Below are 12881 nucleotides of genomic sequence, written 5' to 3' on the forward strand. Positions count from 1 at the left end.
GGTCACATACTGATGTATGCTCCCCGTCTGTCTTTCCTTGCCGCCTGCCTGTATCCTGAATGACGTTGGGTATATATCAAAAAAAACGCCGCATTGATAAATGCGGCGTTTTTTTTTTAAATCAGTGGATTACTGTGCGGTGTTAACCGGCAGAATCTCAACAATGCTGGTGCGGACATAATACTGCTGACCGCTTACCGGTGCCGGTACATCACCTGCCATTTTTGTCAGTGCATCTTTTGGTGCATCTGTTGTGACAGATGATTGGTATATCTGGTTGTTGTTCATGTCGCGGACACTGGCGCGTGCATAATATTGTTTACCGTCTTTATTCACGGCCGGGGCATCTGAAATCATTTTTTTCAGGGTTTCACCCGGTGTGGCGGTAGTTTGTGATGCCTGGTAGATCGGTGCGCGGTTGTTATGATTACCACGACCATTGTGATTGTTATTGCCGTTGTGGTTACCGCGCATCATGCCGTGGCGTCCACCGTTACCATCACAATAACCATTATTATTACCACGATGGTAATTACCGTTATCATTCATCTGCTGTGTATTTTGCTGTTGCTGATTAACCGGAGCCGGTGCTGCAACTGCTGCAAAACCTGCGCCTAATAAGCTGAGACTGATAACGCCTGCAATCATTTTATTCATGTTAATTTTCCTTCTGTATTAATTTGAATGAATCTTCGTGTTGCTGTTGGCGCTATCATTAAACATTCCGGAACTGCTGACAATCCGTTTTACCCTTTCTGACGGTGAAATCATAATCCCTGCACAATTCATCATAATTACTTCATAATCCTCCATTTTATCTCCTTATTTTGCCGGGCAGGGAGGCCGGTGAATAAACATATAATTTATAAAAATTTATATTTTCTTACATAAAAAATAAGTTAATACGATTAATTTTCTTATTATTGATGTTATTACTAAACATGATGATTTAGCCCGATAACCTGAGGAACTGACATGAAAAAAAATGATTTTGATTGCCGGTATCACGGCGTCTGTATTTTCATATTCTGCCCTGGCAGAGACAAATACACAGTCCGGTACTATTACGTTCACCACACAGGCTGAAAGTGTACAGGCCGGCAATACGGCAGATTATCTGATTGGCAAAACCTGGGTGACAACACAGGCACTGGATCAGAACGGTAAAGATATACCTGCAACCGATGAGAGTGTGGCGGGTTTCTTCGGACTGGCTGATTATGAAAAAGACGGCACGGTCAAAATGTATACGCCGGAAGGAAAACTGAAATTGCAGGGTGACTGGTCATTCAGTAAAGATGGTAAAACCCGCTCACTGACCGGCAAAAATGATAAAGGTGAGGTTTTATTCACCCGCGTTGTGGAGAATATTAAAGTCACACCGGATGAATATATTTACCGTGTCTATCCGAAAGCAGATGATAAAACACACTATGCGGATATTGTTCATAAACCTAAAGCCGCAGAATAAGTACTGATTTGCAGAGAATAAGCGCCATTACGGCGCTTTTTTTGTTTTTACAGCCGGGTCACAGTATCAGTGCTGTTTCCAGTGCCAGTTCGATCATATTGTGCATCGCATTCTGGCGTTGATCGATAGTCAGTTTTCCGCCGTTTTTAATATGATCGGAGGTGGTCAGTATTGCCAGCGCCCGCGCACCGAGTTCTGCCGCTACGGTATACAGCCCGGCAACTTCCATATCCACCCCGAGAATGCCGTATTGTTCCATCACCTTAAACAGTTCAGGGCGGGTGCTGTAAAACAGGTCGGCGGTGAAGACATTGCCGACTTTTACCGGCTGCTGTAGCCGCTCCGCTGTTTTCACCGCGCAGGAGAGCAAATGCCAGTCTGCGATCGCTGCCAGGTCATTGTTATAAAAGCGGTCGCGGTTTACTTTTGAGTCGGTACTGGCACCCATGGCAATGACCACATCCATCAGTTCAACGTCATCACGTACCGCGCCGCTGGTACCGATACGGATAAGGTTCTTAGCGCCGAAATCGTTAATCAGTTCATAGGCATACATAGAAATTGAGGGGATACCCATGCCGTGTGCCATGACCGAGACACGCTTACCTTTATACTCACCGGTATAGCCCAGCATATTACGGACGTGATTGACCTCCCGCGCTTTCGTTAAATAATGTTCAGCAATAAACTTGGCGCGCAGGGGATCTCCGGGCATAATAATGGTTTCAGCGAAATCGTTTGCGTCTGCCTGAATTGCAACTGCCATAAAGGTGCTCTCCTCTCAATCAAACTGTGTGCGGGGGCGGTATTTGTCAGCCAGCATGTTAGCACGGTTTGCTTTTTGTACCGCCGTTTGCGGCGGGATTTTTAGCTTAGATTTTTCACCCAGGGATTTCTACCGGATACATATTATGAATACAGCAATCGGCATTATGGGGATAGTGGTGTTGCTGGGGATCGGATATTTATTATCTGAGAACCGGCGTGCGATTAATTTTCGCACAGTAGGGCTGGCTTTTATTATTGAATTGATTCTGGGCGGATTAATTTTGTATTCCCCGGTCGGGCAGAATGTCCTTCTCGTGATGGCCGACGCGGTTACCACGGTGATCAACTTTAATAATGCGGGAACGAAATTTATTTTCGGCGGGCTGGTCAGCGATAAAATGTATGAAGTGTTCGGCAGTGGCGGTTTTATTATCGCACTGCGGGTGCTGCCGATTATTGTCTTTTTCTCTGCGCTGTCTGCGGTGCTCTATTATCTGGGGATTATGCAATTTATTGTGCGCTGGGTCGGCGGGGGATTACAAAGGTTGCTGAAAACCAGCCGGGCAGAATCCATGAACTCGGCGGCAAATATTTTCCTTGGCGTAACAGAAGCGCCGTTACTGGTTAAACCGTATCTCGGCAGTATGACCCGCTCTGAATTGTTTGCCGTGCTGTGCGGCGGGCTGGCTTCTATTGCCGGTACGATGCTGGTGAGCTACGCACAACTCGGTGTAAAAATGGAGTATCTGCTGGCAGCGTCATTTATGGCAGCACCCGGCGGCTTATTATTCGCCAAACTGATGATCCCGGAAACGCAGGAGACAGCGGATGAATCCAATGCCAAACCGGTACAGGAAAATCGTCCTGCCAATATTATTGATGCGGCAGCGGAAGGGGCAATGAACGGCTTAAATATGGCGCTGGCAGTGGGCGCAATGCTTCTGGCGTTTGTCAGCCTGGTCGCGTTACTGAACGGGTTGCTCGGCGGGGTCGGGGGCTGGTTTGGTTTACCTGAACTCAGCATGGAACTTGTTCTGGGATATGTGTTGTCGCCGATGGCATGGCTGATGGGCATTCCGTGGAATGAAGCGCTGACCGCAGGCGGAATTATTGGTCAGAAAGTGGTTATCAATGAATTCTTCGCGTATGTGAATCTGGCTGAATATTTGAGAGGTGATGCTGTTGTGGCTGCCACCGGATTACCGATGACAGCGCGTACACAAATTATTCTCTCTTTTGCATTATGCGGATTTGCCAACTTCGGTACTGTCGCGATAGCCATCGGCGGGATAGGCAGCCTTATCCCGGAGCGGCGCAAAGAGATTGCCACACTGGGTATGAAAGCATTGGTCGCGGGGGTGTTATCTAATCTGATGGCCGCGACGATAGCCGGATTGTTTATCGGCGGCTGATGGATCCGGATTGAAACAACGGTAATGGCAGGTGAATTGATAACGGGCAGGCGGACGAAAAGCATGCGCGTCATGGATGACGCGCCTGAGCGCACAGGGATGTGTTTACAGCGACTTTTCGTTTTGCCCGTTATCAGTGAACCGGGAGAGTGGCGCCGGACTTAACACCGCGCCATGTTGTATACCGGACTGTTACTTATAATCCCCTTTCAGGTAGCGGAAAAAGGACGGATTTACCCACACTTTTTCACTTTTTACCTGCATACTACTTTTTGCTTTGCGGATATTCTCTGCCTGCTTTTCTGCATTTTCCGGCAGAGCCATTAAATCCGCCTGATAATGACCTTTTGTTACACGGGTTTCAGTCACTTCATCATAACCGGTCACCGGTACATAGCTGCGGTAGAATGGCTGCCACCAGGCCGCGCGGATAAGCCCTTTCTGATCAGCACTGTTTTTCTTGGCGTATTGGTCAATCAGTGCCTGAAAACGATCCCGTTCTGCAATAGTCGGAAATTCAAAATCGAGATTATATTCGCTGGCGATAGCCACTTTTTTCCCGCTTTTCAGTGTGGTTACCGGATAATCAGATTCACCCCATTCCTCCAGATAGACAAATGCAGAGGACTTTGGCGTAAGCTGTATTTTCGGGTCAAACCCTTCGCGTTTGAGCAGATAAACTAACTGTGCTGCATGATTGATATCATTGTGTCCGTAGCGGATCATCCGTGTTTTATCAAAGCCGGATTCTTCCCGCACATCCACAAGGTTATAACCGCTGGTATAGCCTTTATCAATAAATTTATTCAGAGATATCAGTGTCTTTGAGTCATTCGGGAAGACGGCGGTTTCCCATGCGGCAAGCAGGCGCGGGACAATGTTTTTATCCGAAACATTACCGAGATAGCGGGTTTTGCTCTGCTGCGCATCAACAAACGCCTGAAGTTTGTCGCTGTTTGCCGCAGGGTTTTTCAGGTCCATTGGGGTCAGTGCGCCGATAGTGACCATCAGTGCATCATATTTGTCTGTGTCCGGTTGTTGTGTCAGTGATGAAATCTGAGCGGTACTGTAGGTTTCTGCCAGTTCTGTCAGTGACAATGCATCCGCTGTCTGTTGTGAGGTCAGCGCAAGGGCCGGGTGTAAACTACTGAAAAAGAATACAGATAGTAATGTGCCGATAAATAAGGGTTTTTGCATAACTTATCCCGTAAAATGCTGCGAACAAACGATTGCATCACAATATCATATTGTTGTGCGGTGAGTGATTAAGTGTCGTGATTTTTTTTACAGTGAACAGGATGAAAAAAGTACGGGGAAAACTTGCAGGAAAGGGTGGGATGAGTAAGATACACCGGATGTGACGTGATGCTTATCACGGTTTTGGAGATATTATGAAAGCGCTTTACCGTAAGTTAATGGCAAAAATTGATCAGTTTTCCGTACTCATTCCGATGCGTTTTTTCTGATCCGCCACGCCCGTCTCTCTCTGCGTGTCATGTGTATGGCGCGCTGTAACTGAACAAGCAAACGCAGAGTTTGCCGGCGGGTAAACAGCGGGTGTTGCCAGTGCAACAGAGAGAAGTACATAATTTGCCTCCCGGCAGAGTAGCCTGTGTAGTGTGGTAAAAGAGGCCGGATCCTTTTCAGCATCCGGCCGTCAGTAACACACGCTTATTTAAAGGTCGGCAACCAGCCGAATACATCCAGGATCACGGTTAAGTAAACCACCGCACCGCAGACAATCACCAGGTTCAGTACCGCGTTATTACAAGGTGCGGTATATATGGCGCTGCTGTAGCGTTTACGGGATGCTTTAACCAGGAATGGCGGTAAAATCACACTCCAGATAGTAAAGGCCAGACCGGCGTAGCCGATGGCGTACACAAATCCGTTCGGGAAGAAAAAGCACACCACAGCAGGCGGCAGATATGTCACCACGGCAGTTTTAAAGCGACCGGCGCTGTCGTTTTTAAACTTCAGCAGGTCAGCGATATAATCAAACAACCCCAGTGTTGCAGCTAACAGTGAGCTGGCGACGGCAAAGTTTCCGAAGAATGTCAGGATGATTTCCATGGTTTTGCCGGACATCACACCGCCGATTGCTTCAACGAACACATCAATATTGCCGCCTTTTGCAATAATAGGCGCAAAGTTTGCCCGGCTGATATTCCCCATCGTGACACCCAGCCAGAAAATATACAGCAGCAGTGCAAACACGGTGCCGATAATAATTGAGCGGGTGATGAAGCGGAATTTCGTTTTGCCGTACAGTTTGACCAGACTCGGCACATTACCGTGGAAACCAAACGAAATAATACAGAACGGTAATGTCATCAGCACATAAGGCAGATAGCTGGTGCCTTTAATGGCAACGGATGCGGAATCAAACAGATTCGCAATTTCCACATGCGCAACCAGTCCTGAAAATGTGGCAAAAAAGGCAATAAATTTACCAAAAATCAGGATGGTGGTAATGCGGCCGACCCACAGAGAGCTGTACCAGACAATCACACCGACCAGACAGGCAACAATCGCCACCGCGGCTTTAATCGGAATTGCGGTCCCTGTGTATTTTAGTATTGTCTGTGAAATGACGGCAGACGAGCCGGAAATATAGGCGTATGTCAGAATATAGAGTACAAACCCGAAGGCGATACCCACGACGACATTCCATTTTTTGCCCAATAATTCAGTTGTAAAGGTATTAAAACTGGCGCCCGGTTCGAAGTGAAGATTTACTTCAACTAACATTAATCCGGTCATTAACATCATGACGGAGACTAACAGTAAAATAATGGTCGCACCGGAAAACCAAACCCCGGCCATTGCAATGGGTAATGAAAACATACCGCCGCCAACGACTGTTGCAATAACAAGCATTGTTCCGCTGGTCAGTCCGGGTGATTTATTTGTATCGGAACTATGAACACTCATAATAAAAGTTTCCTATTAATGATCAATATCACCAACAGCATTCATATCTATCGATTTTATTTGTTCGTTATTGTTATACCCTTAATCATTCAAACTGCAGGTGTGTTGGCTGCGGTCAGCCCGCCGGGTCACATAGTTTACCTATGCTCCCCGTCTGTCTTTCCTTGCCGCCTGCCTGCATTCTGAATGACGTTGGGTATATAAGATGCAGAGACAAAAAAGCCCCATTAAAGTAATGAGGCCGTTGTCATCAATTGGTTACACGTAATCAAAGCGTGCAGTAAAGAAGCGCAGCTGCTTAGGCTCATAAATGAACTTCAGCCCTTTAATATCTTCTTTATGTTTGAACAGCTTGATAATACCGTCAGCAACCAGGTCCATGTGCGCGTAAGTGTAAACACGACGTGGAATAGTCAGACGAACAGTCTCAAGCTTAGGACGGTGATGGTCGCCGGTTTCTTTATTACGGCCTGCGGAAATAATACCGCGCTCCATTGAACGGACACCGGTTTCCATATAGATGCTGGCTGCCAGACTCTGCGCCGGGAATTCATCCTGGGTCAGGTGAGCGCAGAAACGACGTGCATCCAGGAATACTGCGTGACCACCGACAGGTTCAACAATCGGCACACCGGCAGCTTTCAGTTTGTCACCCAGATAACGAACCTGCTTAACGCGGTGCTCGATATATTCAAACTGCATTGCTTCGCGTAAACCAATCGCCATTGCTTCCATATCACGACCGGCCAGGCCGCCGTAAGAAGGCATTCCTTCATAAACCACAACCAGTTCGCGTGCTGCTGAGAACAGGTCGTCGTCGTTCATACACAGGAAACCACCAATGTTCACCAGACAGTCTTTTTTACCACTCATGGTACAACCGTCAGCGTAGCTGAACATTTCATGGATGATGTCTTTGATGGAGACATCTTCAAAACCGGCTTCCTGCTCTTTGATAAAGTAGGCATTTTCAACACAACGGGTTGCATCATAGAACACGTTGATTTTGTGTTTATTACATAATTGACGGACTTCACGCATGTTTGCCATGGAAACCGGCTGACCACCTGCCAGGTTTACTGTTACTGCCAGGCAGATATACGCAATATTTTCCGCGCCTTTTTCTGCAATCAGTTTTTCCAGCTTTTTAAGGTCAATGTTGCCTTTAAATTTCACATCCAGACCGGCATCGTGTGCTTCATCACGCACGATATCAACGAATGTGGCACCGTTTTTTTCCTGATGGTAACGGGTGGTTGTGAAATACATATTCCCGGCAACATACTGACCCGGTTTAATGGCTAAAGAAGAGAGTAAATTCTCTGCGCCGCGGCCCTGGTGTGTAGGAATAATGTGTTTAAAGCCAAATAATTCCTGAACGGTTCTTTCCAGGTGGAAGAAGTTCTCACTGCCCGCGTAAGCTTCGTCACCCATCATCATGCCCGCCCATTGCTTATCGGACATGGCGTTGGTGCCGCTGTCTGTCAGTAAATCGACATAGACATCTTTGGAATTTAACAAGAATGTGTTGTAACCGGCCTCTTTCATTCTGTTGATACGCTCTTCGCGAGGGATCATGGAAACAGTTTCAACACTTTTAATACGATACGGTTCTGCTGGATACATCATGGTAAAATCTCCAATTATTTATAATAATAACTCGATAGTTTACACAGGCATTTACTTGGTTATAAATAGCATGCCCGGTGAATGATATAGCATTTGTAAATCTGGTAATCTTTTTGCGCTAATTCAAATTTTATTTATTTACTTTTATTGCTGCTGGTGTAGATGACGTTCTTGTCTGGCTTGAAATCATCATGCTCGAAGTGAATTGAAAAGGGAATAGAAGCGATATAAATAAAAAAAATCAGCATTAATTAAAAGTGTAAACAAGGTGATCTATATCACCAATGTTGAAATAATCGTTATTATTCAATGGGGTGCTGGTTGTTAATGCATTGTTGTATTTTGATTTACTATTTGAGGTAAATTTATTTTTTAAAATGATGAAAATAGTGATAACTCAATAGTTCCCGATATTTATATGGTGCATTCATTCTGTCTTTACTTCCCGGTTATTTATATAGCCATCTGAAATACAAATAGTGATTTATGAAAAATAAATACATCTACCTTTACAGGTATAATAAATTATCAGATGTATTATATTACAATACGCTTTTATAAATTATGCATGCATCTTCTTTTTACATCACTATTGAATAGTAAATTTAATATATAACTATAGTTATAATTTCATGTGTATTTTTTTGATCAGGCGGAAACACATTGTGATCACGGGGATTTATTAACCTGATTTTAAGATAAAAATAAAAGTGTGACCCGGATAGGATAAATCTGATGATGGGGATCACAGAGATTATGCATCGTTACATTTCTCCCTGACATGTACGACAAGGGAATAACAAAAATATCTAATAAAAGAAGTGAATTGTTATGCAATTTCAATCTTTTCTGTTTAGTGATGTATTTCACGGATTTCACTTTACAGGCATGTTAGTAAAGAAAAATGATGTACCTAAAAGTTTACACATGAGATTGGCGGGCTATAACTGAATACCCACTATTGAGCTAACAGCAGAAAGACTATACCTGATGAATGGGTCATCCATAAGCAATATATTTGGTTATTAAGTCTTGAATTGTTTGTTTTTATAGCTTTTGCATCTTGGTTTTTTTATTTTTTTACAGAAGATGATGAGGGATGTCACTACGTAATTATAGTTACGCGGTTCTGTATCCGATTCTGTGAATACAGACGATTATATAAATACAAGAAATGTTAATTATGCAGTAAAGATCACGTTTTACTTATTGATCCCGGCAGAAGAAATGCGGTTGTTTATCTTCACACTGTGGATTTTGCCCGAAAAGCGGAGGGAAGGGGTCATGTATAAAGTATATCGTCCCGCAAAATTGCGGGACATTTAACTATCACAGCAAAATATTAATCAGCACGGATAACGCTCAGCGGAACTGACTGTGCGACCAGCCTGTGCCCTGCATTGTTGAGATGGAGGTGATCGCCTGAGTCATACTGCCCGCTGAGTTGCCGGGGACATGCCGGATCACGCACCAGCAGGTCACTGTCAATAACAGCGTCAAATTCACCGCTTGAACGTATCCAATGGTTAACCTCCTGCCGGACAACCTCTTTTTCAGGCTGATAAAAATGGTCCATACCATATTCACAGGTTCCCCGCAGCGGTACCAGTGTCACACCGGTCATACGGATATTTTTTCCCCGCGCCATACTCAGTAATTGCCGGTAGGCATTGATCAATACATCGGCTGCCGGAACGGGGCTTTGCGGATCTAATACGGTTCCCGCTAACCCTATGTCATTTAATCCGACTTGAACAATACAGGCGCTGACGCCGGGCTGATGAAGGACATCGCGCTCAAAACGTGACAATGTACTGATGCCTATCCCGTCTTTCAGTAACCGGGAGCCCGACTGACCGGCATTAACCACCGCGATATTCTCTGAAATAAAGCGCTCTGCCAGAAAATCTGTCCAGCGGCCATAAGTGTCCATTTCTACGCCGTTGCCATCAACCATCGAATCACCGATAACCACCAGTGTACTGTCTGCGGATCCGGGCTGAACCTGTACACTTTCCACTAAAAGACGGGAACTGATTGTCTGACCTTCTCCGCTTTCCTCTTTGATTGCCTGATTGCCCGCCTCCAGTAAAGAAAAATGACGGGCATCCCAATGGAAAGTATTCACCGCGACCGGCTCCGGTAGAAAGGTGCGCAGACTGATCACGGATAATGGCGGAATGTTCAGCAGAATCTCATCACTGTACAGAACGTCCCCGGCAGGAATTGTTGTGCCTGCCTGCCTGCCCGTTAAATGTGACAGGAACAGCACTGAATAAGCCGGGTACTGAAATATAGCTCTCTCCCGATATCAGCGGTTGTGTGCCGTAACGGTTGGAAAAAAGCAGACGCAGCTTTTGCCCGCCCATGCTTATCCGCAATGTCTGGCGGAGAGTCTGATTACCTGTGATTGACGGAATTTCCGGCGGAAAGGGAAAAGCATCGCCCGATGCCGGTTGAGACGTTGACAGCCATGTGCATATCCACCCGCCATGCAGCGGCGGGGCAAAAGAAACTGAAGATGACATCCGGGCCTCCTGAAAATAAAAAAAGATTTAATGTGTGCCCGGGGAGGCAGTCATTACATCAAACGTGCGCATAGCGATATCTGTCATTGCCAGCAAGCGTGTCCGGCTGACACCATCACGCGCCTGGATTGAGATCCCGTGCAGCAGTGTTGCGATATAATCGCCGAGAGCCTGTATATCCGTGTTTTCCGGCACATCACCAGACTGAACACCTTGCTCAATACGCTGTATGATGCCGGCTGTCCGTTCCCGGCGGCTGTCAGCAAGCCAGGTCATGAGCGCTTCATTGTCACTGGTGTAATTGGTCAGTGACAACACCACCATGCAGCCGTGGGGCTGGTTCTCACGGGTATAGATTTCAACTGCCCTGCCAAGAAGCTGCTTTATAGCCTGACGGGTATCCGGCTCCTGCATTGCGGCATCAGCAAAGGCGCCTTCCTCAGACAGATAAAGGGCAACCGCCTCACGGAACAGGTTCTCTTTTGAGCCGAATGCGGCATAAATCCGTGCAGAGGCAATTCCCAGTACAGCAACCAGATCAGATATGGATGTACCTTCATAGCCGCGCTGCCAGAACACCTGTTTTGCTTTGCGTAATGCCTCTTCACGATCAAATTCTCTTGGTCTGCCTGCCATGTCATATTCTCCGCCTGAGTAGTGTCAGACAAATACTATCAGTTCTTTGTCGATTAACAAATAATTATTTTTTAATGATTGACAAAGAATTGGAGATCGCTTTAATCTATTCGTTGTCGATTGACAAACAATTGAATTTTATTCCTTATAAGCGATATACCCAACGTCATTCAGGTTGCAGGAAGGCGGCAAGGGAAGACAGCCGGGGAGCATACATCAGTATGTGACCCGGCTGGCTGACCGAAGCCAACGAACCTGCAGTTTGAATGAATAAGGGTATACAACGGAACAACTATGAATACATTATTTGGTAAGGTATTACTGGCGACAGCCATGACGTTCGCACTGTACGGCACCGCATCAGCGGAAAGTGTAAAAAATCCGGATGTGGCATCCGGCGCCGTGTCTGCTCAGTTTAATGAGGCTGATTTTCAGCATCACTATGCCGACGTTGCAGGTCAGCGGATCCATTATGTGACGGCGGGCAAAGGTGAGCCGGTTTTACTTATTCCGGGCTGGCCGCAAACCTGGTATGCATGGCGCTATGTTATGGCGGGACTCGCGGCACAAGGGTATATGGCGATAGCTGTTGATCCGCCGGGAACCGGTTATTCTGCCCGTCCGGAGAGTGGTTATGATACCGGTGCGGTGGCAACCACGTTGCATACTATGATGAAGCAACTGGGTCACACTAAATATTCGGTTGTCGGTCATGATATCGGTATGTGGGTGGGCTACGCACTGGCTGCTGATTATCCTGCGGATATTAAAAAAATAGCATTAACGGAAGCGGTAATACCGGGTTTGGCACCGGCACCGTCCATCTTTGTTGAGCCGGAAGACAATATTTTTCTCTGGCACTTTATGTTTAATCAGGTGCAGGATTTACCTGAAATGCTGACTGCCGGAAAAGAGCAGGAATATCTGAATTTTATTTTTGATCACTGGTCTTACCGTCGTGACCGGGTCGCGGCACAAACCTATATAGATGCCTACTCATCACCGGGCGGGTTGCGGGCTGGATTTGCCTATTATCGTGCTATCCCGCAAACTATCAGTCAGAATAAACGGCGCGCAGAGAAAAAACTGACTATGCCGGTTCTGGCAATTGGCGCAGATCACGCTACCCGTGATGCACCGTTGCAGACGTTGCAGGGCAGGGCGGTGAATTTACAGGGTGTGATGCTCAGTGAATGCGGTCACTTTGTTACTGAAGAGTGTCCGGAACAGCTTATGGCGGCTTTGTTGCCATTTCTGAATAAATAGATGTACCGGTTGCCCGTGAATATGTATTTGTGTGCACTGCCGGGACAGGGGGGGACGGGATATGCCTATCCAGACAACGAGAGCACCTTCTGATTATTAATTTTTATACAACTATACCCAACGTCATTCAGGATGCAGGCAGGCGGCAAGGGAAGACAGACGGGGAGCATACATCAGTATGTGACCCGGCTGGCTGAGTGCGGCCAACGAACCTGCAGTTTGAATGAATAAGGGGAT

12 protein-coding genes are annotated in these 12881 nt (G+C 46.3%); 3 read left to right on the forward strand and 9 right to left on the reverse strand.

Annotated features, from left to right (window positions below; all coding sequences use genetic code 11):
* Positions 1-129: 129 nt before the first annotated feature.
* Positions 130-657, reverse strand: coding sequence for a hypothetical protein (locus AYY16_RS00850; protein ID WP_067360809.1), 528 nt, complete (start codon positions 655-657; stop codon positions 130-132).
* A 328-nt stretch (positions 658-985) separates the two neighbouring features.
* Between AYY16_RS00850 and AYY16_RS00855 the strand changes: the two genes are divergently transcribed.
* Positions 986-1471, forward strand: coding sequence for a DUF4822 domain-containing protein (locus AYY16_RS00855; RefSeq protein ID WP_067360812.1), 486 nt, complete (start codon positions 986-988; stop codon positions 1469-1471).
* A 58-nt stretch (positions 1472-1529) separates the two neighbouring features.
* Here AYY16_RS00855 and deoD read toward each other — a convergent pair whose 3' ends face one another.
* Positions 1530-2237, reverse strand: a complete 708-nt coding sequence (gene deoD / locus AYY16_RS00860) for a purine-nucleoside phosphorylase (protein WP_067360815.1) — start codon at positions 2235-2237, stop codon at positions 1530-1532.
* Positions 2238-2382: 145 nt separating this feature from the next.
* On the opposite strand from deoD, the gene AYY16_RS00865 reads away from it, so the two are divergent.
* Positions 2383-3651 (forward strand): NupC/NupG family nucleoside CNT transporter, encoded by a 1269-nt coding sequence (locus tag AYY16_RS00865; RefSeq protein WP_067360818.1) that lies wholly within the window; start codon positions 2383-2385, stop codon positions 3649-3651.
* A gap of 192 nt (positions 3652-3843) precedes the next feature.
* On the opposite strand, the gene AYY16_RS00870 is transcribed toward AYY16_RS00865, so the two are convergent.
* From AYY16_RS00870 to AYY16_RS00890, 7 genes are all read right to left on the reverse strand, one after another.
* A complete protein-coding gene (locus tag AYY16_RS00870; protein WP_067360821.1) occupies positions 3844-4848 on the reverse strand; it encodes a hypothetical protein in 1005 nt (334 codons plus the stop codon).
* Between the two features lie 246 nt (positions 4849-5094).
* The gene (locus AYY16_RS20080) at positions 5095-5238 is read right to left on the reverse strand and encodes a hypothetical protein (protein ID WP_156664938.1); all 144 of its coding nucleotides are present in this window, start codon (positions 5236-5238) and stop codon (positions 5095-5097) included.
* Positions 5239-5322: 84 nt separating this feature from the next.
* Positions 5323-6585: an aromatic amino acid transporter gene (locus AYY16_RS00875; protein WP_067360824.1), complete on the reverse strand. Its 1263-nt coding sequence runs from the start codon at positions 6583-6585 to the stop codon at positions 5323-5325.
* Positions 6586-6843: 258 nt separating this feature from the next.
* Positions 6844-8214 (reverse strand): tyrosine phenol-lyase, encoded by a 1371-nt coding sequence (locus tag AYY16_RS00880; protein WP_067360826.1) that lies wholly within the window; start codon positions 8212-8214, stop codon positions 6844-6846.
* A gap of 1342 nt (positions 8215-9556) precedes the next feature.
* A complete protein-coding gene (locus AYY16_RS00885) occupies positions 9557-10486 on the reverse strand; it encodes an SGNH/GDSL hydrolase family protein (protein WP_223861173.1) in 930 nt (309 codons plus the stop codon).
* Entirely contained in the window at positions 10413-10742 is a 330-nt protein-coding gene (locus AYY16_RS20705) for a hypothetical protein (RefSeq protein WP_223861171.1), read from the reverse strand. Before AYY16_RS20705 ends, AYY16_RS00885 begins: the two co-directional genes overlap by 74 nt.
* 27 nt (positions 10743-10769) lie before the next feature.
* Positions 10770-11378, reverse strand: a complete 609-nt coding sequence (locus AYY16_RS00890) for a TetR/AcrR family transcriptional regulator (protein WP_067360830.1) — start codon at positions 11376-11378, stop codon at positions 10770-10772.
* A gap of 294 nt (positions 11379-11672) precedes the next feature.
* On the opposite strand from AYY16_RS00890, the gene AYY16_RS00895 reads away from it, so the two are divergent.
* Positions 11673-12644: an alpha/beta fold hydrolase gene (locus AYY16_RS00895; protein WP_067360833.1), complete on the forward strand. Its 972-nt coding sequence runs from the start codon at positions 11673-11675 to the stop codon at positions 12642-12644.
* Positions 12645-12881 lie beyond the last annotated feature (237 nt).

The organism is Morganella psychrotolerans (assembly GCF_001676155.1).
GTDB classification, from domain to species: domain Bacteria; phylum Pseudomonadota; class Gammaproteobacteria; order Enterobacterales; family Enterobacteriaceae; genus Morganella; species Morganella psychrotolerans.